The organism is Plantactinospora sp. B24E8 (assembly GCF_039871735.1).
Taxonomy (GTDB): domain Bacteria; phylum Actinomycetota; class Actinomycetes; order Mycobacteriales; family Micromonosporaceae; genus Plantactinospora.
Genome location: NZ_JBDPMH010000026.1, coordinates 70964 through 95047 on the forward strand (window position 1 = coordinate 70964; position 24084 = coordinate 95047).

The 24084-nt window shown below is 71.2% G+C and carries 20 protein-coding genes; 13 read left to right on the forward strand and 7 right to left on the reverse strand.

Annotated features, from left to right (window positions below; all coding sequences use genetic code 11):
- The first annotated feature begins 6 nt into the window (after window positions 1-6).
- Window positions 7-1392: an AAA family ATPase gene (locus tag ABGB21_RS27525; protein ID WP_347654679.1), complete on the forward strand. Its 1386-nt coding sequence runs from the start codon at window positions 7-9 to the stop codon at window positions 1390-1392.
- Complete coding sequence (locus tag ABGB21_RS27530; protein WP_347654680.1) at window positions 1392-2021, forward strand: DUF4276 family protein; 630 nt, start codon at window positions 1392-1394, stop codon at window positions 2019-2021. Before ABGB21_RS27525 ends, ABGB21_RS27530 begins: the two co-directional genes overlap by 1 nt.
- A 178-nt stretch (window positions 2022-2199) precedes the next feature.
- Here the strand turns inward: ABGB21_RS27530 and ABGB21_RS27535 are convergent, their stop codons facing one another.
- From ABGB21_RS27535 to ABGB21_RS27545, 3 genes are all read right to left on the reverse strand, one after another.
- Entirely contained in the window at window positions 2200-3429 is a 1230-nt protein-coding gene (locus ABGB21_RS27535) for a CehA/McbA family metallohydrolase (protein ID WP_347680235.1), read from the reverse strand.
- A 114-nt stretch (window positions 3430-3543) separates the two neighbouring features.
- Window positions 3544-4386: a metallophosphoesterase gene (locus ABGB21_RS27540; protein ID WP_347680237.1), complete on the reverse strand. Its 843-nt coding sequence runs from the start codon at window positions 4384-4386 to the stop codon at window positions 3544-3546.
- A 22-nt stretch (window positions 4387-4408) separates the two neighbouring features.
- Window positions 4409-4735, reverse strand: a complete 327-nt coding sequence (locus ABGB21_RS27545; RefSeq protein ID WP_347680239.1) for a hypothetical protein — start codon at window positions 4733-4735, stop codon at window positions 4409-4411.
- Window positions 4736-5183: 448 nt separating this feature from the next.
- Between ABGB21_RS27545 and ABGB21_RS27550 the strand changes: the two genes are divergently transcribed.
- From ABGB21_RS27550 to gatB, 4 genes are all read left to right on the forward strand, one after another.
- The gene (locus tag ABGB21_RS27550; RefSeq protein WP_347654684.1) at window positions 5184-5882 is read left to right on the forward strand and encodes a hypothetical protein; all 699 of its coding nucleotides are present in this window, start codon (window positions 5184-5186) and stop codon (window positions 5880-5882) included.
- Between the two features lie 318 nt (window positions 5883-6200).
- Entirely contained in the window at window positions 6201-7469 is a 1269-nt protein-coding gene (locus tag ABGB21_RS27555; RefSeq protein WP_347680241.1) for a sensor histidine kinase, read from the forward strand.
- Window positions 7466-8167: a response regulator transcription factor gene (locus tag ABGB21_RS27560; protein WP_347680243.1), complete on the forward strand. Its 702-nt coding sequence runs from the start codon at window positions 7466-7468 to the stop codon at window positions 8165-8167. The genes ABGB21_RS27555 and ABGB21_RS27560 overlap by 4 nt, the downstream gene beginning before the upstream one ends.
- Window positions 8168-8238: 71 nt before the next feature.
- Window positions 8239-9744 carry an Asp-tRNA(Asn)/Glu-tRNA(Gln) amidotransferase subunit GatB gene (gatB, locus tag ABGB21_RS27565; protein ID WP_347654687.1) on the forward strand — a complete coding sequence of 502 codons (1506 nt, stop codon included), beginning with the start codon at window positions 8239-8241 and terminating at the stop codon, window positions 9742-9744.
- Window positions 9745-9817: 73 nt separating this feature from the next.
- Here the strand turns inward: gatB and ABGB21_RS27570 are convergent, their stop codons facing one another.
- Window positions 9818-11512 carry a metallophosphoesterase gene (locus tag ABGB21_RS27570; RefSeq protein WP_347680263.1) on the reverse strand — a complete coding sequence of 565 codons (1695 nt, stop codon included), beginning with the start codon at window positions 11510-11512 and terminating at the stop codon, window positions 9818-9820.
- Window positions 11513-11569: 57 nt separating this feature from the next.
- Window positions 11570-12757 carry a PQQ-dependent sugar dehydrogenase gene (locus ABGB21_RS27575; protein ID WP_347654688.1) on the reverse strand — a complete coding sequence of 396 codons (1188 nt, stop codon included), beginning with the start codon at window positions 12755-12757 and terminating at the stop codon, window positions 11570-11572.
- 286 nt (window positions 12758-13043) lie between these two features.
- Here ABGB21_RS27575 and ABGB21_RS27580 point away from each other — a divergent pair, with 286 nt between their 5' ends.
- Window positions 13044-14696, forward strand: a complete 1653-nt coding sequence (locus tag ABGB21_RS27580) for a hypothetical protein (protein ID WP_347680245.1) — start codon at window positions 13044-13046, stop codon at window positions 14694-14696.
- 54 nt (window positions 14697-14750) lie between these two features.
- Window positions 14751-15677 (forward strand): 2-hydroxyacid dehydrogenase, encoded by a 927-nt coding sequence (locus tag ABGB21_RS27585; RefSeq protein WP_347680247.1) that lies wholly within the window; start codon window positions 14751-14753, stop codon window positions 15675-15677.
- Window positions 15678-15711: 34 nt separating this feature from the next.
- Here the strand turns inward: ABGB21_RS27585 and ABGB21_RS27590 are convergent, their stop codons facing one another.
- Window positions 15712-16116: a PH domain-containing protein gene (locus tag ABGB21_RS27590; RefSeq protein ID WP_347654691.1), complete on the reverse strand. Its 405-nt coding sequence runs from the start codon at window positions 16114-16116 to the stop codon at window positions 15712-15714.
- A gap of 239 nt (window positions 16117-16355) precedes the next feature.
- Between ABGB21_RS27590 and ABGB21_RS27595 the strand changes: the two genes are divergently transcribed.
- The 5 genes from ABGB21_RS27595 to ABGB21_RS27615 all read left to right on the forward strand — a co-directional run bounded on the left by ABGB21_RS27595 (window position 16356) and on the right by ABGB21_RS27615 (window position 22231).
- On the forward strand, window positions 16356-19001 hold the full coding sequence (locus ABGB21_RS27595; protein ID WP_347680249.1) for an EAL domain-containing protein: 2646 nt from the start codon (window positions 16356-16358) through the stop codon (window positions 18999-19001).
- Window positions 19002-19399: 398 nt separating this feature from the next.
- Window positions 19400-20029, forward strand: a complete 630-nt coding sequence (locus ABGB21_RS27600) for a lipase family protein (RefSeq protein WP_347680251.1) — start codon at window positions 19400-19402, stop codon at window positions 20027-20029.
- Window positions 20005-20667: an ISAs1 family transposase gene (locus ABGB21_RS27605; RefSeq protein WP_347680253.1), complete on the forward strand. Its 663-nt coding sequence runs from the start codon at window positions 20005-20007 to the stop codon at window positions 20665-20667. The genes ABGB21_RS27600 and ABGB21_RS27605 overlap by 25 nt, the downstream gene beginning before the upstream one ends.
- A gap of 101 nt (window positions 20668-20768) precedes the next feature.
- Window positions 20769-21617 (forward strand): oxidoreductase, encoded by an 849-nt coding sequence (locus ABGB21_RS27610; RefSeq protein WP_347654696.1) that lies wholly within the window; start codon window positions 20769-20771, stop codon window positions 21615-21617.
- Complete coding sequence (locus tag ABGB21_RS27615; protein ID WP_347654697.1) at window positions 21617-22231, forward strand: TetR/AcrR family transcriptional regulator; 615 nt, start codon at window positions 21617-21619, stop codon at window positions 22229-22231. Before ABGB21_RS27610 ends, ABGB21_RS27615 begins: the two co-directional genes overlap by 1 nt.
- A gap of 510 nt (window positions 22232-22741) precedes the next feature.
- On the opposite strand, the gene glyA is transcribed toward ABGB21_RS27615, so the two are convergent.
- Window positions 22742-24010: a serine hydroxymethyltransferase gene (glyA, locus tag ABGB21_RS27620; RefSeq protein ID WP_347680255.1), complete on the reverse strand. Its 1269-nt coding sequence runs from the start codon at window positions 24008-24010 to the stop codon at window positions 22742-22744.
- Between the last annotated feature and the right edge of the window lie 74 nt (window positions 24011-24084).

Genomic DNA, 24084 nt, shown 5'->3' on the forward strand with positions numbered 1-24084 from the left:
GCCGACGTGCTGACGAGGATCGAGATTGACGGGTTCAAGTCCTTCCGCGGTTTCGCATTGGACGTTCCGCCCTTTCTCGTGATCGTCGGTCGTAATGCCGCCGGCAAGTCGAACTTGTTCGACGCGATCCAGTTCCTCGGCAGGCTGGCCGGGGAGCCGGTGTTGGAGGCCACCCAGCGTATGCGTGGCGATGTTGTCGACCTGTTTCACCGGCACACGGACGAGAGTTCGGTCGACATGATGTCGTTCGCGGTGGAGGTGCTGCTCGATCGGACCGTAACCGATGCGTTCGGCGACACGGCCGAGGTCAACCATTCGCGACTACGCTATGAACTCGCCATCGAGCTGCGATCGACAGGGCAGAGTGGGGTGAAGCGCCCGTACGTCGTGAGCGAGGCGGTGCGCAGACTCAGGCGGGCCGACGACACGTGGATCAAGCGTTTTGACCCGGGCCGACGACTGGCGATCTACAGCGGTAGCGGTACCGACCTCCTCGAAACGGAGCAGGACGAACAGGGCCGACCGGTCTTCAGTATCCGGCAGCAGGGCAATCAGGGCAGAAAGCGGAGACTGCCTGCCACGGCGGCGACGGCGACGGTGCTTTCCAGCCTGACCACCGCCACCGAATTCCCTCTGCTCTACGCCCTGAAGCGAGAGTTGCAGTCATGGCGACTGCTGCATCTGGATCCGAGTGCCCTTCGGGCCCCTGACTCGTACGATGATCCGGATATCCTGGCCGCCAACGGCGCGCACCTGGCGAATGCACTTCGCCGGTTGGTTGATGAGACAGGGGACGAGGAGCGGCCCGACGGGGTGCTGAACGACCTTTCCGCTGATCTGGCGGCCGTGATACCTGGCGTCGTTCGCATCCGGCTCAGCGAGGACGAGGCGCGTCGGCAGCGTCAGGTGGAGGTGGTTACCCGTGGGGAGGCGCCGTTCTCCGCGAGGGTCGCATCCGACGGCACCCTACGGGCGATAGCGCTGCTCGCCGCCCTGTACGACCCGCGTGGCGCGGGACTGATCTGTTTCGAGGAGCCGGAGAACGGCATCTACCCCCAGCGGCTGGCGCAGTTCGTCAGGTATCTTCGGGCCCTGGTCAGCCGTGCGTTGGAGACCAGGGCTGATGGTTCGGCCCTGACTCAGCTTATTCTTAGCAGTCACTCGCCAGCGATCCTGCGGGCGTTGCAGCCAGCGCAGCCCGACACGGGCACCAACGCGGTTTTCATGGACGTGGTGACCCGGGTACGACGTGGCGAGCCGCGTAGTCGGGTCACCCGTTGGCGGGCGATAGGTAGTCGGCAGATGTCGATAGACGACCTACTCGGTAACGCTGAGGTGGTCAGTCCGGCTGAAATTGCTGAGTTCGAGGTCATGGCGGAGCTGGACGTCTGATGCGTTATCTCACCTCCGCATTGGTCTCGGAGGGCGTCACCGACGACCAGTTTCTCCCCAGGCTGCTCGGGCGGGCACTGACAGAGCTGTGCTTGACGGAGTTCGACGACGTGGTCGAGGTGGCGGACGTACAGCCGCTTCGTCGGCGCAAGGGGCCCTGCTCGGTCGAGGAAGTGATCGAGCTGGTCGAGCTGAATGCCAACAGCTTCTCAGTAGTCTTTTTCCATCACGACCAAGGCGCTGCTGCCGAACGGCTGCAGCTCGAATGGCTCGGCCCACTACAGCGGTTGTGGGGCGAACGGGTCGAGCGTCTGGTCGCCGTGGTGCCGATCAGAGAGACGGAGGCGTGGCTCCTCGCGGACGGCGTCGCGCTGCGGACGGCGTTGGGCGTGCGTTGGTCGGATGCTGAAATGGGACTACCCGCTCATCCGAAGGACGTAGAGCGGATCGACGATCCAAAGAGGATACTGAATGGCGTACTACGCAGGGTGAGTCGTTCGATCGATGACCACTACGGACAGCTGGGCGAGTTGGTGTCCCTGGACCGGCTTCAGCTGGTTCCGGCATATCGGCGGTGGTGGTCCGACACCCGGAAGGCTCTGACGGAGCTGGGCTACCGACCTCTCTGAGGCAGCGGGCTACAGGCGGCGGACGGGCCGTCCCACGGCTCTCTGGTTCGCCGAGACCGCCCACTCGCGAATCCGCTGGTCTGAATCTGTCCTGCGGCCTCTGTCCTGCGGCCGCAGCCACCAGGCCGGTCGCATGGGTAGCGACCGACCCGGCAGATGTGAGCAGCCGACGGCGGGACTACGGCTGGAGGAACCAGGGGCTGGTGTACGCGACACCCCAGTCGTTGCACGGGTGACCCGCCGGCCCGGGGCTCGGGTTCGGCTGGGTCGGGTCGGAGACCCGCAACACCACCCAGTGCCCGTCGCTGATGTCCAGCGGCACGGTGAACCGGGTGACCTGCCCGGCCTCCACGTCGACCACCTCGGGGACCTCAGGCGCCCGGCTGCCCGGCCGCAGCACCTGGATCCGCAGCGGCTTGCCGACCCAGTCCGGTCCCCGGTCCAGGTCCACGGTGAAGGTGACGTCGGCCCGGGAGATCGGCAGCACGCCGCCCATCCGTACGTCGTTCGCGGTGGCGTCGAGGCGCAGCCCGGAGACCCGGGTGGCGAAGAACCGGCGGGCCCGCATCGCGGCGAGCACCTCCTGCCGGGTGTTCTGGGTGACCCAGAGTCCGGTGCGGCCCTTGCCCTCCGGGAAGCCCCAGTTGGTGCCGTGCTCGTCGGAGACGCCGGTGAGCCCGGGCCGCCATCCGGCGTTGAGACAGGCGACCAGTGGTGAGCTCTGCCCGTCGCCCCAGCCGTCGAAGAGGTAGTCGTCACCCCGGTTGAACATCTCCAGGCCGATCATCGGTTCGCGGGCGCCGGCGACGTAGCCGAAGTTCTCGAACCGGAGAATCTCCCGTCCCGGGTGGTTGAACCCGGCGACCCCGCCGGAGCTGTTGATCCAGTTGTAGAGGCGGCTCATGCTGGACGCGCCGCCCAGGTCGACGAAGTTGTCGGTGAACCAGACGTTGACGTGTCCGAGCAGCGGGTGTGACCACTCGAAGCCGCGGATCGCGGTGTAGTTGCCGGGATCGTCGGCGGCGTCGGCGAGAGCCCCGGTCCGGTCCCACTCCCGCTGGGACAGTCCCTCGATCGAGAAGAGCGTGCTGTGGTCGGTGAGTGCGGCGACGTCGAGGCCGGCCTCCCGCATCGAGGCGAAGGCCAACTCCGGGTCGCCGTCACCGTCCGACATGGCGGTGTGGTTGTGCAGGTCGGCGTGGACCAGGGTGGTGCCCTGGGTGATCAGCGAGGCCCGTGCGGCACCGGTTCCCGGTGCCTGGCGCGGTCCGAGGGCGGTCGGGGTCGCGCCGGCGTACGCGGTCCCGGGTGCGGCGGCGAGCATGAGCAGCCCGCCGGCGCCCGCGATCAGCGTGCGTCGGTTGGCTCCGTGGTGGGACTCTCCGGTCCCGGCGTGGGTGTGCGTCATGCCGCACAGTGGACCGTCCGTCCGGCAACGGATGGATATCCGTGGTTGGCGAGACGGTTAAGAGTGTCGATCATTTGTCGGGCACGGGTGGCTCCGGACGCCGGACCGGGACGGCTACGGCTGTGGCTCGGTGACCTGGGCCGGGGTGAGCAGTTCCGCACCGTCGAGGATCAGCGGCGACCACTGCGGCGCCCCGGTCCGCCCGTGCTTCGGGTCGATCGCGGTGAAGACCCGCCCGCCGAGGCGTACCCGGACGTGCCGGGCGGCCCAGTCGACCGTCGCCCGCTGCCGGACCCGGCCGGGGCAACGCCACGTCCGGTCGGCGAACCGGACCGGCTGGGAATGCCCGTGCACCTGACCGAACGGGACGAACCCGCCCCGGGCGTGGTGCTCCAGCCATGGTTCGTGCAGCTCCCAGCCGGCCTCGGCCCAGAACGGCCCGGCGGCCCGGTCGACGACGGACTCCCCACCCCGGAAGATCAGCGGGGTGGGGCGCTGGTTGAGCCGGCGGGCCGCGGCGGCGGCGGTCGCCGGCTCGGCCAACTCCCGCCAACATCCCACGGTGAGCCCGGCGTGGGTGACCAGCAGGTCCTCTCCGTCGGCGCACCGGATCGCCACCGCCACCCGCAGCCAGCCCGCTGCCCACCAGGAGCGGAGCAGGTCGACGTCCGGCTCCGCGATCCGCTCCGGCCAGAAGCCGGTGCCGCCGGGCAGGTACTGCGCCTCGTGGTTGCCAGCGAGCTGGATCCACCGTTCCGGCTGGTGGTCGAGGTACCAGCGCACGAGGTCGAGCACCGCCGTACTGTCCGGGCCCCGGTCGACGAGGTCTCCGACCTGGACCACGGTCACGTCCGGCGGCAGGTGCCGCCCGTCGGCGTCCGCGCCGAGTGCGCCGAGTGCGTCGCGTAGCTGTCCGGGGTGTCCACCGACGTCGCCGATCACGGCCACCCGTGCCATGCGCGCTCCTCCGCCGGTCCGGTCAGTACATGCCGGCGAGCCTATCCGGCATGCCACGTCCCGGCCACCAGTCACTCCACAGTGCGCCGGACCAGAGCACCCGGACCAGAGCACCCGGACCAGAGCACCCGGACCAGAGCACCCGGGCCAGGATGCCGGGGGCGAAGAGCCCCTGCGGCGAGGTCATCAGGTTCGCCACGCTGAGGAACCGCCGTCTGACCACCGGATGCCGCTCGGCCGCGACGTGCAGCCTGCCGACGTACGCGTTCAGGAAGCTGCTCTTCCGGCTGCGCGGACCCGGCACCGCCGGATACCGCAGGTCGGCGCCGACCGCGATGTCCCACGGCACGTCGATCACCTTCGCCGCCCCGGCGAAGAACCGGCGCGGCAGCCAGAGGGCGGTCGGAGACCCTTTCGGGTTGATCTATGCGTTGGGTCCGCTTGGAGATCGTTCTGCGGGGTTCATGGTAGGTGGCGGTATAGGTGATACTCATGGTCGGCGCGGAACTCCGGGGTGAGTGGTCTGTGAGAGGAACACTTCGTGCCGGCGTTCCGCGCCTTTACTGGTTCATCCCCGCTCACAGGGCGATTCCTGCGCGCCTCGGGCATCTTGGACACTACTTTCGGCGATCAGAGCCTTACCCGGAAAGGCTCATTGTCGGAGCCGCTCCTGGCGGCGCCGACGAACTGCGGGATGCGCTGACCCACTGAGCACGGCCCGACCGAGCACGGCCGGCCCGCTACCGTGGGTGCCGACAAACGGGTACGGGGGTTGCCCGTAGCGTCGGGGAGGTTCGATGGCGGCCGGTGCGATTCGCGACGACTGGCGGAAGACGTTCGAAGCCGAGGCCCGGCGACACGGCCTGCCCGGTCGGGAGATCGGCGACGCCCTGGCCGAGGTGCGGACGTACTGCGCGGACACCGGTGACGATCCGGCCGAGGCGTTCGGTGACCCCGCCGAGTACGCCGCCGAGGTCGCCCGGGGCTGGCGGCCGGTCGACGACTCCACCGGCGTACGTCGTCGACTCCGGCAGGCCGCCCTGGTCGGCACCGGCACCCTGGCCGGGGTGATGACGCTGCTCGCCGGGGTCGACGCGCTCACCCGGGACGCCCGGGGTGTGCTCACGCTCGGCCAGGTCGGCTCGATCGTGACCGGGGCGGCCGGGATCGTGCTGGTCACGATGCTGCTGCTGCGTACCGGACGGCGGGCCGGCGGCGGATTCGACTGGCGGTTCGGACTCGCCGCCGCCCTCGGGATCGTGGTGACGACCTCCCCGCAACTGGTCTGGGAGCAGCCGGTGCTGCACGCCCCCGGCTGGCTGTTGGCCAGCGTCGGACTGCTGCTGGTCACGCTCGCCTGGTGGCCGCTGGTCTCCGGCCGGTTGCTCGGCACCGGCCGGGAGTCGGCCGGTGGCGACCGGCTGCGGGGTCTGCTCCGCTGGGGTCTGCCCGCCGCCCTGCTCGGCGTCGTCCTGGTCGCCGTCCTGTTCGGATAGTCCGCTCGCTGCGCCGGCCGAGTCGGGCCCGGTGGCCACCGCCGGCGGGGACGGCGTCCGCCGCCACCGCGTCCGAACCACCGCCACCGCCACCACCACCACCGCCACCACCACCGTCGGCGACTACTCCGCCCGGAGTACGGCGTGCCCGGGTGGCGTACCCGGGGTGGACGGCCGTCGGCCGATGTCCGCGCTGGTCCCGCCGCCTAGCGTCGTCGCTGTCGGCTCTCCAGGTGAGGAGTGATTGCCATGACCTCGACGACCGGACCCGTCGATGTGGAAACGACCGATGGCGGCGGACCGGGCACGAACCGGAGATTGGGTCGTGTCGACCTGGTCCTGGCCGCGGTGACCGCGGTCGGGGTGCCGGTCGGCACCGTGCTCGGCGGTGGGACGCTCGACTACGAGGGTGTGGTGCCGCTGACCACCTGGCTGGTGCTGCTGCTACTGGTCCGCCGCCGCTGGCCGTTGGCCGCGCTGCTGACCAGTCTGGCGACCATCCTGGCGTTCCGAACCGCCGAACTGACCAGTGTCGGTTGGGTGTGGCCGGCCTCCGCGGCCTTCTACCTGCTGGCGGCCGAGGGGCGGGACCGGCTGCCGCTCCCGGGACGCGGCCCGCAGAACGGGCTGCACTGGGTGGTCGCGGCCGGATCCTTCCAGCTCCTCTTCGCGGTCAACTGGGACTGGACGGTGGTCGGCCTGGACGGGGCACGGGCGTTCGCCCAGGTCGGGGCGGAGGCGCTCTGGCTCGCGCTGCTCGTCGCCGTCGCCCTCGCGTACCGCAACTGGGAACGGTGGCGTGCCGAACTGGCGGCCGGGTTGGCCCGGGCCGAGCACGAGCGGACGCTGGAGGCGGACCGCCGGGCGGTCGAGGAGCGGCTGCGGATCGCCCGGGAGTTGCACGACGTGGTCGCGCACACCCTCACCGTGGTCGGCGTACAGCTCAGGGTGGTCGACGAGGCGTTGGAGGACTCGCCGGACGAGGCCCGGAAGGCACTGCGTACCGCGCAGGAGGTCCGCTCCCGGGCGGTGAACGACCTGGGATCCCTGGTCCGGCTGCTGCGCCGACCGGACGACCGGGCCGGTGCCGACGACGTACCGGCGCCGCAGGCCGACCTGGACGGGCTCGACGACCTGCTGGACCGGACCCGGAGCAGCGGCCTGGCGGTGGTCGTCGACACGGCCGGCGAACCGACCGATGTCCCCGCCCCGGTCGCGCTGGCCGCCTACCGGGTCATCCAGGAGGCGCTGACCAACACGGTGCGGCACGCCGGGGCCAGCCGGGTCACGGTGCGGCTGCGGTACACCGCCGAGGCGTTGACCGTCGAGGTCGTCGACGACGGGACCGGGCCTGGTCCGGCGGCGACGCCGGGGCACGGCCTGCGCGGCATGCGGGAGCGGGTCGCCGCGCTCGGCGGCACCTTCGAGGCCGGAGCGGCGGAGCAGGCCGGAGCGGCGAAGCAGACCGAGACGGCGAAGCAGACCGAGACGGCGAATTACGTCGGAACGGCGGAACCGGGCGGGCCGGCGGAACCGGGCGGATACCTGGTCCGGGCCACCCTCCCGGTGGCAGAGTTCCGGCCGTGACCGTCACCGTGCTGCTCGCCGACGACCAGGCCCTGGTCCGGGCCGGCTTCCGCAGTCTGCTGCGGCGCAGCCGCGAGATCGAGGTGGTGGGGGAGGCCGGCACCGGCGACGAGGCGGTCCGGGCCGCCCGCGAGCTGCGGCCGGACGTGGTGCTGATGGACATCCGGATGCCGGGTCTGGACGGCCTCGCCGCGACCCGGGCGATCGTCGGCGACCCCGAGCTGTCCGGCTGCCGGGTGGTCATCCTCACCACCTTCGAAACCGACGAGTACGTCTTCGCCGCGCTCCGGGCCGGGGCGAGCGGCTTCCTCAGCAAGGAGATCGAGCCCGCCCAGCTCCGGCAGGCGGTCGAGGTCGTCGCGGCCGGGGAGGCGCTGCTGTCGCCGAGTGTCACCCGCCGGGTGATCGCGGAGTTCGCCCACCGGCCGGTGCCGAGGTACGCCGACGCCGACGCCCGACTGTCGGTGCTGACCGAGCGGGAACGGGAGGTGCTCCGGCTGGTCGCCACCGGCCTGTCGAACGAGGAGATCGCCCGCCGGCTGTTCATCAGCCCGTTGACCGCGAAGACGCACGTGTCCCGGACGATCGCCAAGCTCGACGTCCGGGACCGGATCCAGCTGGTGATCCTCGCGTACGAGACGGGCCTGGTCCGTCCCGGCGGGCCGGCGGTGAAACCCGGGCGAGGCGTGGTGGGCTGAGCCATTAGGCTGGGACACGTTCTGTCCGGATGCCACCGGGGGCCGGCTGCCACCCGAGAGCTGGAGTCTTGATGAGCACGACCGTCCTGCCCTCGTACGACGAGGTCGTCGAGCGCTACGCCCCGGTGATCGGCCTGGAGACCCACGTCGAGCTGGGGACCCGGACCAAGATGTTCTGCGGCTGCCCGACCGACTTCGGTGGCGAGCCGAACACCCGGGTCTGTCCGGTCTGTCTCGGCCTGCCGGGCTCGCTGCCGGTCGCGAACCGGGCGGCGATCGAGGCGACGATCCGGATCGGCCTGGCGCTGAACTGCTCGATCGCCACCTGGTGCCGGTTCGCCCGGAAGAACTACTTCTACCCGGACATGCCGAAGAACTTCCAGATCAGCCAGTACGACGAGCCGCTCTGCACCGACGGCTGGCTCGATGTCGAGGTCGACGGCGAGCTGGTCCGGATCGGGATCGAGCGGGTGCACCTGGAGGAGGACACCGGCAAGACCCTGCACGTCGGCGGCGCCACCGGGCGGATCCACGGCGCCACGGAGTCGCTGGTCGACTACAACCGGGCCGGGATCCCGCTGGTCGAGATCGTCACCAAGCCGATCGACGGCACCGGGGCCAAGGCGCCGCTGGTCGCCCGGGCGTACGTCACCGAGCTGCGGGACGTGCTCCGTTCGCTCGGCGTCTCCGACGTACGGATGGAGGAGGGCTCGCTGCGCTGCGACGTGAACACGTCGCTGTCACCGGCCGGCTCGACCGAGTGGGGCACCCGGACCGAGACCAAGAACGTCAACTCGCTGCGGTCGGTGGAACGCGCGGTCCGCTCGGAGATGCTGCGTCAGGCCGGCGTCCTCGACGCCGGTGGCCGGATCGTCCAGGAGACCCGGCACTTCCACGAGGACACCGGCGACACCACCTCGGGCCGGTCGAAGGAGACGGCGACCGACTACCGCTACTTCCCCGAGCCCGACCTGGTGCCGCTGGCGCCGGACCCGACCTGGGTCGCCGAGCTGAAGGCCGGGCTGCCGGAGTTGCCCCGGGTGCACCGCAAGCGGCTGCAGCAGGAGTGGGGCCTGACCGACCACGACATGCAGTCGGTGGTCAACGCCGGTGCGGTCGAGCTGATCGAGCAGACGGTGGCGGCCGGCACCACCCCGGCCGCGGCCCGGAAGTGGTGGCTGGGTGAGCTGTCCCGGCGGGCCAACGAGACCGGCGTCGAGCTGGCGGCGGTCGGCGCGACCCCGGCGCAGGTCGTCGAGCTGCAGCGGCTGGTCGACGACGGCAAGCTCACCGACAAGCTGGCCCGGACCGTACTCGAGGGGGTCGTCGCGGGCGAGGGCTCGCCGAGCGAGATCATGGCCGCCCGGGGGCTGGAGGTGGTCTCGGACACCGGTGCGCTCACCGCCGCCGTCGACGAGGCGATCGCCGCCAACCCGGACATCGCGGCCAAGGTCCGGGACGGCAAGGTCGCGGCGGCCGGTGCGCTGGTCGGCGCGGTCATGAAGACCACCCGGGGCCAGGCCGACGCCAAGACCGTACGGTCGCTGATCCTGTCCCGCCTCGGCGTCGAGGGCTGACCTGCCCTGTTGTCGACAAGGCCCCTTCCTGCGCTGGATCCCAAGCAGGAGGGGGCCTTGTCTTTCCGGCAGGTCAGCGGGTGGGGGTCGGGGCGGTCGCCGGCGGGGTGACGGTGATCGGCGAGCCGGGGGTGACCGGCCCGCCGGGCCCGGCGGGTGGGGCGGTCGGCGGAGGGCCGGGAGTCGGTGTGCCAGGGGTCGCCGGATCCTCCCGGTTGACCACGTGCCGTTGCAGGTTGACCTGGGCCTCGCCGGTGCCGCCGAGCCGGATGTCGTCGAACGCCTGCAGGGCCCGCTGCTGGTCGAAGTAGAGCACCGACATCGCCAACGGGGTCGGCTGGTCACCCTCCAGGCCGCGTAGCCCGGCGCCGCCGGTGGAACCCTGGATCTGCAACTGGGTTGGTGTCGCGCCCGGCACCTGGGGCAGTTCCCGGATCTCCCGGCTGTGCGTGTGCCCGGCCAGCACCAGCGGTACGACGCCGGAGAGCCCGCCGGCCGAGGCCGGATCGTGCACCATCGCGATGTCGACGGGCTTGCCGAAGGCGCGGATCGTCGCCGCCAACTGGTCGCCGGTTGAGGCCACCTGGTTGACGGTTTCCGGCAGTGCGCCGGAGCCGGCCGGCGAGGTCTCCTTGTCCGGGGTGAACCGGGGGTCGCGGATGCCGGCGATGGTCAGCCCGGCCACCGTCACGATCGAGTTGTCGAGCACGACCGCGTTCGGCTGCCGGTCGACGGCGGCGGCGGTGGTAGCCGAGTCGTGGTTGCCGCGGATGAAGACGTACGGCACCTTGAGCAGGCTGATCGACCCGACGAAGGACGCCTCGGGTTCGCTGCCGAAGTCGGTGATGTCGCCGGTGTCGAGCACCACGTCGATCTTGAACTGTTCGACCACGGTCCGGACGACCTGCCAGGCGGACGGGTTCAGGTGCAGGTCGGAGACGTGCAGCACCCGTACGCTGCCCTGGGTCTGCTCGAAGATGGGCAGGCTGGAGACGGTGGTGTAGAGCTGGCTGACGTTGCCGACCAGCCGTTGGAGCTGCTCGGCGTACCGGCCGTAGTCGTTGGCGATCCGCCGTACGTCACCGACGATCGCCGGGGCGTTGACCAGCAGGCCCTCGTACCGTGGCTCCTCGATCGCGTCGGGCCGGAAGGTGGCCGCCGCGATGCCGAGGCTGCCGCCGGTGATCAGCAGGGCGAGGCTGCCGGCCCAGGCGACCCGGCGGACCCGGCGGAAGACCAGCGCGGCCAGGATCAGCGTGCTGAGTACGGAGACCCCGACGGTCCGGACCCCGACCCGGATCACGCCGTCGGTCACGTCGGCGACCGCGGACTGACTGGCCCGGGTGATGCTGGCCGGGTCGTCGATCAGCGCCTCGGTTTGGCGCTGGTCGAGCGAGCCGAGTTGGACCGACAGGTGTGCCGGGCCGGTGTGGCTGCCGATCTCGAGCGCGCCGAGCGGCGGGATGGTGACGGTGGTGCCGCCGTCGACCGACGGGGTGATCGCCATCTCGGCCCGGAACGGCCCGATGTCGGTCTCCAGACGCCCGCCGAGCAGGACCCCGATGACGATCCCGGCGACGGTGACGGCGAGGACCGACAGCGCGGTGCCGACCCGGCGGGTCGCGGTGGCGCCGAGGATCCGCCGCCCGCCGCGTCCGGTCGCCCGCACACCCCGTCGTCCGACGCCGACGACCGACCGGAGCACACGGCGGACCGCCGGAGGCCGGTCGCCTTCGGCGGTCCGGTTGCTATTTCTCCGCCAGTCCATGGTCATCATCACCTGCCCACTTCACGGTCCGCGAAAACCGCCGGGGTTCAGGCCGGCTCAGCTGCGGCCGGCGGTCCCTCCGGAGAAGACCAGCCGGATGATCCGGTCGTCGTCGGCGGTCGGGTCGCCCCGCCCGTCCTGGTTCGAGGTGGAGATCCAGAGCGAGCCGTCGGGGGCGACCACGGCGGTCCGGAGTCGACCGAACTCGCCGGTCAACAGTGACCGGGGCTGCCCGAGCACCCCGCCCGCGGCGGTGAGTTCCACCGTCCAGAGGCGCTCTCCGCGCAGGCAGGCGGCGACCAGCACCCGTTCGACGACCGCCGCTCCGGAACAGGAGGACTCGGCGGTGGGCCAGACGACGAGCGGTTCGGTGAACGTGTCGTCGCCGGCTCCGCCGCCGCTCTCCTGCTGGCCCTCGATCTCGGGCCAGCCGTAGTTCTGCCCCGGACGGATCAGGTTGATCTCGTCCCAGCGGTTCTGTCCGAACTCGGTGGCGTAGAGCCGCTTGTTGGCGTCCCAGGCGATGCCCTGGACGTTGCGGTGCCCGAGCGACCAGACCGGGGAGTTCGGGAACGGGTTGCCCGGTGCCGGCTTGCCGGCCGGGGTGATCCGCAGGATCTTGCCGCCGAGGCTGGTGGTCCGCTGGGCCAGTCCACGTTCGGAGGCGTCGCCGGTGGTGACGTACAGGAAACCGTCCGGACCGAAGGCGAGCCGTCCGCCGTTGTGGATTCCGGAGAGCGGGATGCCGGTGAGGATCGGGGTCGGCTCTCCACCGAGGGTGAGCTTGGCGACCCGGTTGTCCTCGGCGGTGGAGTAGTAGACGAAGACGGTCTTGTCCTTGTCGTAGGCCGGCGACACCGCGATGCCGAGCAGCCCGCCCTCGCCGGCCGCGTCGACCTCGTCGAGGGTCTGCACGGTGGTCACCTTGAGACCGTCCGGGTCGGACTCCGGACCCACCTTCAGGATCTTGGCGCTGTCCCGTTCGGTGACCAGCGCGCCGCCGTCGGGCAGGAACGCGATCCCCCACGGGACCTTGAGACCCTTCGCCAGGACGGTGGCCGCGACCTGCTGTTCGGCACCGGCCGCGGTCGGGGTGACGGACGGGGTGGGGAAGGTCGGTGGTTCGCCGGCCGGATCCGGTTCCGGTTCGCCGAAGGAACAACCGCCGGTGACGAGCACGGCCGCCGCACAGAGCGCGACCGCCGCGCGTCGACGGCTGAATCTGGGGTACGGGCGAGCGCTCACCCGGCCCAGGGTAGTCGGGACCGCCCGCCCGCCGTCGGTACGCACGATCATTTCACCGGTCGTCCCGGTCGGCGCACCGGTCCGTCTGCTCGGCGCACCGGTCCGTCCGGGCAGGCGCTTCGTCCGGTCACCGGCCCGTCCGGGCGTCGGTGGCCCGGTCGACGGTCCCGGGCGGCCCGGGTACGGACCAGGAGCAACCACAACGGCCCGGACGAGTGGTGCCGATGGGAGGAGTCGGGTGGGTCGCCGGCCGGACAGCCCGTCCACCCGTGCGAAACTGCCCGGCATGGCGCTCGTGACCCTGCCGCAGTTGCCCGTGGCCGGGCCGACCGCCCCGGCCCGCTGGCGGCCCACCGCCGGTCGGGTCGCCGTCGGGTTCGCCCTACTCGGGCTCGGCTACCGGCTGGCCATGCTGCTCGCCGAGGTGCCGCCGAGCAACAGCGACGAGGCGGTCACCGGGCTGGTGGCGGCCCACGTGGCCCAGGGACGCGCGTTTCCGCTCTTCTTCTACGGCCAGTACTACATGGGCGCGCTGGAGTCGTACCTCGCCGCGCCGCTCTTCGCCCTCCTCGGCTCCTCGACGTTCCTGCTGCGGCTGCCGAACCTGCTGCTCTACGCCGTCTTCCTGACCCTGATGTGGCGGCTCACCCGCCGGCTCTACACCCCGTGGCTGGCCTCGGTCACCGTCGGGCTGCTCGCCCTCGGCTCCGAGCGGATCCTGAAAAACCAGCTCATCGCGGCCGGCGGTTATCCGGAGATGAATCCGGCCGGTGCGCTGCTGGTGCTGCTCGCGGTCAACCTCGGGCTCGGTCTGGTCCGGCGCCCCGGACCGGCGTACGCCGGGTTCGGCCTGGTCGCCGGTCTCACCCTCTGGGACGACTGGCTGGTCCTGCCGTACGTCGCGGTCGCCGGCGGGCTGCTGCTCGTCGTCCGTCGGCGGGACCTGGCCGGTCGGCCCGGGTTCGCCCTCGGCGCCGGACTGCTGGTCGGCCTCGTCCCCATCCTGGTGCACAACCTGACGGCCGCACCCGAACACCGGTCCCTCGCCGTCTACGCCGCGCTGGGTGAGGGGGCGCCGGCCGCGTGGTGGGACCGGCTGGGCGGGGCGTTCCTGATCGGATTGCCGATGGGCACCGGAGTCTGCGACCCCGGCCGGTGTCTGCCCTGGCAGCGGTGGTGGGGCGTGGTCTGTCCGCTGCTGCTGGTCGTCGCGGCGGTGCTGGCCTGGCGTGGTCTGCGCCGGGCCGGGCGGCGCACGGATCGGGTCCGGCAGGGTGGCCGACTGGCGCTGCTGGCCGGCGCGGCGCTGACCCTGTCCCTGTACGCGGGCAGCAGCGCCGCCGCGCACACCCCGGTGGAGAGCTCCCGCTACCTCTCCTGCCTGCTGATCTCGACTCCGGCCCTGCTCTGGCCGCTCTGGTCGGCGCTGACCCGGCCCGGTGGCGCCGGCCGGGCGTCCGCCCCCACCCGCCGGCTGCTCCGCCGGGCGGCGGGCGTCCCGCTGGCAGCCCTGGCGGGCAGCATGGCGTTGGCGAGCACCACGCTGATCGGGGCGGCTCCGGGACTGTCCCGGCACGCGGAGCAGCGGCGGGACCTGGTCGGCACGCTCGACCGGCTCGGCGTGTCGCACTTCTACGCCGACTACTGGACCTGCAACACCGTCATCTTCCTGACCCGGGAGCGGATCGTCTGCGGCGTCATCCGGGACGACCTGGACACCGGCTGGGACCGTTATCCGGCGTACCCGGCGCAGGTCGCCCGGGCGGACCGGCCGGCGTTTGTCCTTCCGGTCGGGTCCGCGCTCAGTACGGCGGTCCGGGACCGGCTGCGCGACGGACGGGTGCCGCACGCCGGGCTCACCGTGGCCGGCTACGACATCTACCTGCCGGAGACCCGGGTCGACCTGCCCATCGCCCGACCTCCGGTGCCGGCTGGGTAGCTCTGCCGTGGCCGGCGCTCCGGCCCGACGGCGCGGCGACTATCGTCGGCGGGCGTGAAGGCTTGGATTCCGCACCCGGAGGGCCGGGAACTGCTCGGCGAACTGCCCGACGGCGTCACCGTGGAGATCGCCCCGGCACCCGACGACCTTCCGTCGGATCCGGCCGGCGTGCGGTTCTGGGTGCCGCCGTTCCTCGCCCAGGCGGCGGCGGTGCCGCTCGCCGCGAAGCTGCCGGACCTGCGGGTGGTGCAGCTGCTCTCCGCCGGTGCCGACATCTGGGCCGGCCGGGTGCCCGCCGCGGTCACCCTCTGCGACGCGCGGGGCGTGCACGACTCGTCGACGGCGGAGTGGGTGGTCGCGGCGATCCTGGCGCACGTACGCGCCTTCCCGACCTACATCCGCGCCCAGCAACGGCAGGAGTGGGCGTACGCCCGGACGGTGCCGACCGACGAACTGGCCGGCAAGCGGGTCCTGGTCGTCGGGGCCGGGTCGATCGGGGCGGCGACCGCGGCCCGGCTGACGCCGTTCGAGGTCGAGTTGACCATGGTGGCCCGGACGGCACGTCCCGCCGAGGGCGTGTACGGGGTCGCCGAGCTGCCGAGACTGCTGCCGACCGCCGACGTCGTGGTGCTGATCGTGCCGCTCACCGAGCAGACCCGTAACCTGGTCGACGCCGCGTTCCTCACCGCGATGCGGGACGGTGCCCTGCTGGTCAACGCCGCCCGGGGGCCGGTGGTCGACACCGACGCGCTGGTCGCCGAGCTCTCCACCGGGCGGATCGCGGCGGCGCTGGACGTGACCGAGCCGGAGCCGCTGCCCACCGGTCACCCGCTCTGGGACCTGCCGAACGTGCTGCTCACCCCGCACGTCGCCGGCTCGGTGCGGGGACTGCTGCCCCGGGCGTACCGGCTCGCCGGCCAGCAGTTGCGCCGGTACGTCGCGGGCGAACCACTGATCAACGAGGTGGTGAACGGCTACTGAGCCGGGCACCGGCTGCCGGCTCCGGGCCCGTCGCCTACGGGGCGGCCGGCTCCGGGGCGTCCGGGTCGCCGTCCGGGCGGAGCCGCTGGCCGCTCGCGGCGACCAGATCCGGCAGGTCGGTGGAGCGGACCGCCGGCAGCGCCGTGGTACGCCCGTCGGTGAGCCGGACCACCGCCTGACCGCGCGGGTCGGCGCCCAGCTCGACGATGTCGGACCAGGGGATGGTCCGCTGCCCGACCAGGGCCCGGATCCGTACCCCGGTCGGGTCCGCGTCGGTGCCGGCCCGCCAGGCCCAGAGGCCGATCGCGAGCGGGATCAGCAGCACCGGGGTGAGATACCAGCGGGACGAGGCGAGCGGTACGGCGCCGAGGAACCCGATGGCGGCGGCCACCCAGATCGCCTGGTTGTGCCGGAACCGGAGACTGCTGGTCCTGTTCACCCCGCGATTTTCGCACCTGGGCCGGTCGACCCGACACGAGGCTCCACCGCTCGGTCCTTTCCCACCGGCGCCAGGTGCGCAAAGATCAGGGACGCGCGTCGGTGGGAAACCCCCTACCAGCCCGTAACCACGCCCCCGACCGATCGTTGGGGGTTGATAGGAATTGTTTGGCCGGTTCACCCGACCAGACTCGCTGTGCCGCACCACGCCCCGTGCCCCCCTCTGCGAAGGCAGCCGCCATGTCCGTGGCGCAACCTGCGGATGGTCGAGCCCGCCGGCTCGCCGTCTGGTTCATCGAGACCGGTGCCCCGCTGCTCGCGGTGGGCGTGCTGTTGACCGCCCACCTCGGCGCCCTGCCGCCGTACGCGGCGGTCGGCGGCGCGGTCGGCGTGGCCGCCGCGCTGGCCGCCAGCCGACTGGTCCGGCTCGCCGTCCGGCTGCACCGTGCCCAGCGTGGGTTCGGGCCGTGCCGGGGTGCCGGTTTCCTCGGCTTCGGCGTACTCGCCAGCGGGATCAGTGCGGTCGTGCTGATGCTGTCGCCGGCCGAGGCCCGGGACGCGGTGGCACTCGCCGGGCTCGCCGTGGCCCTCCTCCTCTACCTGCTCGGCATGCTGATGCTGCCCGGCGCCGCCAGCACCGTGCCGGTACGACTGCGGCGCGCCTTCGACGGGCTGAGCCTCGGCATCAGCCTGGCCTTCTCCGCCTGGGTGATCCCGCCGGCCGGCGGGTTGCCGCCACTGGCGATGGTCGCCGCCCTGCTCGCCGTCGTCGGTCTGCCGATCATCACGATCACCACGCTGCGCGCGTACGAGCACCGCCGCTCCGCCGCCCTCTGCGGGCTCGGTGCCGGGTCGGCGGTGGTCGGCCTCGCGTTGGTCGCCGTGCTCACCGACTACAACGCCGCGCCGACGGCTGTGCCGCTGGTCGCGATCCCGCTGGTCGCCGGCCCGGCACTGATCGCCGCCGGGGCCCGCCGGGCGAACCCGGTCGCCCAGCCGCCCGCCGGGCCGACCGAGCCGCAGACCACGCTCACCGCGTACCCGTTGTTGACCATTCCGGCGATCCTGGCCACCCTCTCGGCCCTCTACCACCTGGTCACCGTCGGCCACTTCGACAGCACCTCGATCCTGCTCGGGCTGGCGATCATCCCGACCGTGGTGGTCCGCGAGGTGCTGGTGATGCTCGACATCCGGCGTTACGCCCGCCGGCTGGCCGGCCAGGAGGCACACTTCCGGTCGTTGGTCTCCGGGGCCAACGACCTGACCCTGATCGTCGGGGAGGATCTGCTGATCCGCTGGCAGTCCCCGGCCGCGGCCCGGCTCTTCGGGCTCGCCGACGCCGAGGTGGTGGGGCGGCTCTTCCCGGACCTGATGCATCCGGACGACGCGCCGGACGTCACCGCGGTGCTCACCGGGGTCATCGCCGGTCGGCAGGTGCCCGATCGTCCGCAGCTGGTCACCGCACGGCTGCGGGACGGGCACGGCGTCTGGCGGGACACCGAGTCGACGATCAGCGACCAGCGCGGGGTGCCCGAGGTGGCGGCGCTGGTGGTGCACGTACGGGACGTCAGCGAACGGCAGCGGCTGGAACGGACCCTGCACGAACTCGCCTTCACCGACCAGCTGACCGGGCTGGCCAACCGCCGGGAGCTGACCCGGACCATCGTCACGCAGCGGGCGGTGCCGGGTCACGCCGGTGCCCTGCTCGTGGTCGACCTGCACGGGATGGCGGGGATCAACGAGGCGCACGGCCGGCAGTTCGGCGACGCCGTACTGGCCGAGGTCGGTCGTCGGCTCAAGACCGGGGTCGGCACCGACGACGTGGTGGCCCGGCTCGGCGGCGACGAGTTCGCCGTACTGACCGTGGACCGTCCGGTGCTGGCGTACGCGATGGGGACCCGGCTGCTGACCGCGTTGACCGAGCCGTACCAGATGCCGGGCGCCCTGGTGTATCTCGGGACCAGCATCGGGCTCGCCGACCTGACCGGCGGGGACAGCGTCGACGACGTGCTGCGCCGGGCGGATCTGGCCCGGCTGCGGGCCCGGCAGCTCGGCCGCAACCGGGTCGAGTGGTACGACGACCAGCTGGAGGAGCAGTTCACCCGGCGGCTGGACCTGGAGCGGGAACTGCCCGGGGCGGCGCAGCGGGGCGAGCTGGACCTGGTCTACCAGCCGGTGCTCGACCTCGACGACCAGCAGCCGGTGGGGATCGAGGCGTTGCTGCGGTGGCGCAGCCCGGCGCTCGGCACCGTGTTGCCGGCCGAACTGTTGACCGTGGCCGAGGACCTGATGCTCGTGGAGGAGTTGGGCCGGTGGGTGCTGGACACCGCCTGCCGGCAGCTCGCCGCCTGGTCACACCGGTCCCGGCCGATCTGGATGGCGATCAACGTCTCGGCGCGGGAGCTGGCCTCCCCGGACTTCGTGGGCCGGGTGACGGCGGCGCTGGCCGAGCACCGGGTGGCGCCGGAGCGGCTGGTGTTGGAGATCGCCGAGCCTCGCGGCAGTGTCGAGATCCCGGCGGCGGTGACCCAGCTCGCGGCGCTGCGGACGGTCGGGGTGCGGACCGCGTTGGACGACTTCGGCACCGGTCCGGCGTCGTTGGCCCAGCTCCGCCGGCTGCCGGTCGACTTCCTCAAGGTCGACCGGACGCTGGTGATCGACCGGGGCAGCCGGGACGGGGAGAGCAAGCCGTTCATCGACGTGGTGGTGAGCCTGGGCCGGCGGTTCGGCCTGGAGATCATCGCGGAGGGGCTGGAGTCGCCGACCCAGGTCAGCCAGGCCCGGGCCGCCGGCTGCCGGTTCGGCCAGGGGTACGCGCTGTCCCGGCCGGCGCCGGCCGAACGGGTGGAGGCGTTCCTGGAGGAGTTCCCGAGCGCGTCCCGTTGACCGCAACGCCCGATCGACCAGGTTCCCGATTGTGGGAAACCGGGGCTGTGGTGCATGTCGCCGAAACGGTGAGACGAAGCCGAAACAGTGTCACATATGCGTTTTCAGCTGATGCTGGCTGCACGCACCCAATCCTCGGATGGAGGTCGATTGTGGCACAACATGGATCAAATTCGGCGGAAGCAAGCTGGACGGCTGACCGCCCACCGGAAGGCCCGCTCAAGTCGGGCGACCACGTGCGGCGAAGAGCCAGACCGGGGCGCCGGGTCTGGCGTGCGGCCCTCGGTATCGGGCTCGGTGTCCTTGCCGTACTCACCCTGTCCGGCTCGGCCGGTGGCGCGATTATGGGGGGCGATGCCCGGCGAACGGACTTCTACCAGAATCCGAGCAGGTGGGAGTTGAAGGCGACGCCGGTCGGTGGAGTGTTCGCCGTCGAGCCGATGCCAGTGACCGAGGTTGTTCGGGAGGCCAGCTCCCAGGCATGGCGGATCATGTATCGCTCGGACGGAGTCCATGGGACACCCATCGCGGTAACGGGCTACCTGGTGGTTCCACGCGGTGCACGCCCCGAGGGCGGGTGGCCGATCATCGCATGGGGGCACGGGACGACCGGCGTCGGGCCGGACTGTGCACTCTCGCGGCAGCCGGAGTTGGGCGGATACGACAGCATCATCGCGCGCTTCCTGCGGGACGGGTACGCGGTTGTCGCAACCGACTACGCGGGGCTCGGCCTTCCCGGACAACTGCACAACTTCCTTCAAAAGTACACACTTGCCCGTTCTATGATCGATAGCGTCCTGGCCGCGCGTAACGTGTCGTCGGAAGTGGGACGGCAGTGGTTCGCGGCGGGCCACTCGGAAGACGGACTTCCCGCTCTCGGCGCAGGTGAGATCGCGACGCGGCGGGCACCGCAACTACAATTCCAGGGCGTCGTCCCGGTGGCTATCGGCGGTGGCAGCTCGCCAGCCTGGATCGACGCCATGCTGATCGCCCGAAGTGAGTCATGCCCGCGCTGCCATCATCGCTGATCTCGTCCCTGTCCTGTGCACCGGCTCTGACCGTTGTCGAAACCGCCGGTGGGCTACCCGAAGCACTCGCTGGTCTGCCTGATCCACGCGCCAGGCGAGGCGTCCGGCACCGGCTGACGGTCGTGGTCACCGCAGCGGTGTGTGCGGTGGTCGCCGGCTACCGCTCGTACGCCGCGATCGCCGAATGGGTCGCCGACGTGCCGGCCACGACGGCTCTCGCCCTGGGCATGACTGCCGACCGGCGCCCATCGGAGGCGATGATCCGTCGGCTGTTGCAGGCCGTGGACCCGCAGCTATTGACCGCGGCGATCAGTGTCTGGCTCGCCGGCCGGGCGATCGCCGTCGACGGCAAGACCCTGCGCGGCTCCCGCACCACCGACACCGTTGCCCGGCACGTGATGACCGCCTGCGACCAGGCTACCGGTGTGGTCCTGGCCAGCATCGACGTCGACGGCAAGACCAACGAGATCACCCGGTTCGCACCGCTGCTCGACCAGATCAGCGACCTGCGCGACACCGTAGTCACCGCCGACGCCCTGTACTGCCAACGCGAGCACGTCACCTACCTCGCGCGGCGCGGGGCCCACTGGATCCTGACCGTCAAAGGCAACCAGCCCCACCTACACGCGGAGCCGTAAGGGGTCACCAGAATCTGCATGACGATGGCAAAAATCGACGCCGTGTAGAATTGGAGGTGAGGGAACAACCAGGCTCCTTCCGAGGCCCAACTGGAGGAACTATGCAGGAACAGAAGTGGCTCATCACCGGCGTCAGCACGGGCCTCGGACGTGCCTTCGCCCAAGCAGCCCTGGCCGCCGGGCACACGGTCGTCGGCACGGTCCGCTCGGAGAAGGACCTGCGAGCCTTCGAAGAGCTCGAACCCGGGCAGGCTCACGGCCGCATCCTGGACGTGACGGACGGCGACGCCGTCTCGAATGTGATCACAGAGGTAGAGCAGAGCGTCGGAGCTCTGGATGTTGTCATCGCCAACGCCGGCTACGGCCTGGAGGGCACCTTCGAGGAGACCCCGCTGGCCGAGGTGCGGCGGCAATTCGAGGTCAACGTACTCGGGGCAGTGGCCACCCTACAGGCAGCACTGCCCCACATGCGCCGACGTCGCCGCGGACACCTGATGGCCGTCACCTCCATGGGCGGGCTCATGGCCGTGCCTGGCATGTCCGCCTACTGCGGCAGCAAGTTCGCGCTAGAAGGCATCCTTGAGGCGCTGGGCAAGGAGGTCGCGCAGTTCGGGATCCACGTGACGGCGATCGAGCCTGGCTCCTTCCGCACCGACTGGGCCGGACGGTCCATGACACGCACCGCGCAGTCCATCGACGACTACGACGAGCTGTTCACCCCCATCCGCGAAGCGCGGCAGAAGGCAAGCGGGAACCAACTGGGCAACCCGGCCAAGGCCGGGGAAGCCGTCGTGCACATCACGACGGTGGACCAGCCGCCGGCCCATCTCGTCCTGGGCTCGGACGCGCTGCGACTGGTCACCGCCGCGCGCACGGCCGTGGACGAGGACATTCGCACATGGGAGACGCTCTCCCGTACGACCGACTTCGCCGAGGGTGCTCAGCTCTGATGCCCGGCTACCACCCCGCGCGAAGCCGACGCGCCGCCGAACGCAAGGGCGATGTCCGGGAGCGAGCCATTCTGGATACCTGCGCGGCTCTGCTGGCGCGGATGGGCTACGAAGCCATGACCGTCGGCGACATCGCCCAGGGCGCCGGCATTACACGCGGCGCCCTGTACTTCTATTTCGGCTCCAAGCAAGAAGTGGTCACGGCGCTCGTGGCCCGGACGGTTGAGCAACTGTGGGAGCGGTCCCGGGTCACCGCGCAGGCCGATGAGCCGCGCCAGGCCATCGCGGCAGCCATGCGGCGCACGGTCGACCTATGGAACGAGCACGGCCTGGTCATGCGCACGGCGATCGACCTGTCCCTGACCGTGCCGGAGATCGGCGAGCTGTGGAACCGTACAGCCGACTTGTTCATCACAGCCATCGCCGCGGTCCTGGAACGTGCCGGCGTTCAGGCCGGCACCGAACCAGAACAAGCGTCGGCGATGGCACGCGCCCTGTGCTGGATGATCGAGCGGACCTTCTACCACGTCTCACAGGAGTCCCGCGAGAATTTGCAACAGGCATCCTCGACCTGCGAACACATCTGGCTGGTCAGCGCCGGTCTGACCGTCTGATACATCCGGCATGGACGGTGGAGCATAAGAACCGGACGTCGCGATTTCGGCCAAAACTCCTGTACATGGATCTCCACATCGGGTTCTGGATTCCGGCCCGGGTAGCTGCCAGGAGGTTCCGGCAGGAGACCGGCGGCCCGGGGAAGCGCCCGGCTCGAACCACACGTGCTTTTTGGTGACCAGGATGACAAGAGCCGGGTGACAGGAGACTGTCACGCCGGGATCTGTGGGAGCCGGAGGGTGAAACTCCCTCCGGCTACCCGACCCTGGGCTGACGGGCGAGCCTGCCCGGCAGACGTGTCAAGCGCTCGTCGATGTCGACGATCTCGCATCGGCGGCATACAGCATGCACGGAAAGTGATCACGTTCCCCGGCCTCAAAGTAGGTAGGGCTCTGGGAACGAGATGCGTGCCCGGCCAGGTCTGGCCCACACCGGGCGGGCTGAGGCCGGGCCCGCAGTCCCACCGCCGGACTAGCGGCCTGCCCGCCCGGGGGCGCGGCCTCCGGCGGTCAGGCGGTGGTGTAGCCCGGCATCGGGTACGCCGCCAGCAGGTCGCCGACCTCGCCGGCGATCCGGTCCAGGGCGGCGGCGTCGTCCTTGGTCGCGGCGGTGATCGCCTCGTCCATCCAGGCCGCGACCTGCGGCATCTGCTCCTCGGTCAGGCCCCTGGTGGTGAGTGCGGCGGTGCCGAGCCGGATCCCGGACGGGTCGAACGGCTTGCGCGGGTCGTACGGCACCGTGTTGTAGTTCAGTTCGATGCCGGCCCGGTCCAGCGCCTGGGCGGCGGGCTTGCCGGCGATGCCCTTGGCGGTCAGGTCGGCCAGGATCAGGTGGTTGTCGGTGCCGCCGGAGGAGAGGGTGAAGCCCCGCTCGACGAGTTCGGTGGCGAGCGTCCGGGCGTTGGCGACGATCTGGTGGGCGTACCGGCGGAAGTCGTCGGTGGCGGCTTCCCGGAGCGCGACGGCGATGCCGGCGGTGGTGTGGTTGTGCGGGCCGCCCTGCAGGCCGGGGAAGACCGCCTTGTCGATCGCGGAGGCGTGCTCGGCGGTCGTCATGATCATCGCGCCGCGCGGGCCACGCAGGGTCTTGTGCGTGGTGGTGGTGATCACGTCGGCGTGCCCGACCGGCGACGGGTGCGCGCCACCGGCGACCAGACCGGCGATGTGCGCGATGTCCGCGACCAGGACCGCGCCGACCTCCCGGGCGATCTGGGCGAAGCCGGCGAAGTCGATGGTGCGGGGTACGGCGGTGCCGCCGCAGAAGATCACCTTGGGACGTTCCCGGAGGGCCAGGTCGCGGACCTCGTCGAGGTCGATCCGACCGGTCTCCTTCGAGACCTGGTAGCGGACCGGGTTGAACCACTTGCCGGTGGCCGAGACCGACCAGCCGTGGGTGAGGTGCCCGCCCATCGGCAGCGCCATCCCCATCACCGTGTCGCCGGGGGAGAGGAACGCCAGGTAGACGGCGAGGTTCGCCGGCGATCCGGAGTACGGCTGCACGTTGGCGTGGTCGACGCCGAAGAGGTCCTTCGCCCGGCTGATCGCGAGCGTCTCGATCGGGTCGACGAACTGCTGGCCCTCGTAGTACCGGCGGCCGGGGTAGCCCTCCGAGTACTTGTTGGTCAGCACCGTGCTGCTGGCCTCCAGGACCGCCGTGGAGACGTAGTTCTCCGAGGCGATCATCCGCAGCTTGTCGTGCTGCCGCTTCGCCTCACCCTCGATCAGCGTCGCCAGTTCCGGGTCGGCGGCGGTCAGGTGGGGAATCGGTGGTACGTGCACGGCGTCGTCCTCCTGGCTGGTCAGGCCTGCGGGCCTCGCTGGTCAGGCCTGCGACGCCGATGCTATCGGTAACC

Excerpts from the sequence above, each read along its gene's own strand:
- ABGB21_RS27570 (WP_347680263.1), bottom strand. The coding sequence starts at position 11,512 with ATGGACTGGCGGAGAAATAGCAACCGGACCGCCGAAGGCGACCGGCCT.
- ABGB21_RS27605 (WP_347680253.1), top strand. The coding sequence starts at position 20,005 with ATGCCCGCGCTGCCATCATCGCTGATCTCGTCCCTGTCCTGTGCACCG.
- ABGB21_RS27540 (WP_347680237.1), bottom strand. The coding sequence starts at position 4,386 with ATGGCACGGGTGGCCGTGATCGGCGACGTCGGTGGACACCCCGGACAG.
- ABGB21_RS27530 (WP_347654680.1), top strand. The coding sequence starts at position 1,392 with ATGCGTTATCTCACCTCCGCATTGGTCTCGGAGGGCGTCACCGACGAC.
- ABGB21_RS27535 (WP_347680235.1), bottom strand. The coding sequence starts at position 3,429 with ATGACGCACACCCACGCCGGGACCGGAGAGTCCCACCACGGAGCCAAC.
- ABGB21_RS27615 (WP_347654697.1), top strand. The coding sequence starts at position 21,617 with ATGCCCGGCTACCACCCCGCGCGAAGCCGACGCGCCGCCGAACGCAAG.
- ABGB21_RS27595 (WP_347680249.1), top strand. The coding sequence starts at position 16,356 with ATGTCCGTGGCGCAACCTGCGGATGGTCGAGCCCGCCGGCTCGCCGTC.
- gatB (WP_347654687.1), top strand. The coding sequence starts at position 8,239 with ATGAGCACGACCGTCCTGCCCTCGTACGACGAGGTCGTCGAGCGCTAC.
- ABGB21_RS27550 (WP_347654684.1), top strand. The coding sequence starts at position 5,184 with ATGGCGGCCGGTGCGATTCGCGACGACTGGCGGAAGACGTTCGAAGCC.
- ABGB21_RS27580 (WP_347680245.1), top strand. The coding sequence starts at position 13,044 with ATGGCGCTCGTGACCCTGCCGCAGTTGCCCGTGGCCGGGCCGACCGCC.
- ABGB21_RS27610 (WP_347654696.1), top strand. The coding sequence starts at position 20,769 with ATGCAGGAACAGAAGTGGCTCATCACCGGCGTCAGCACGGGCCTCGGA.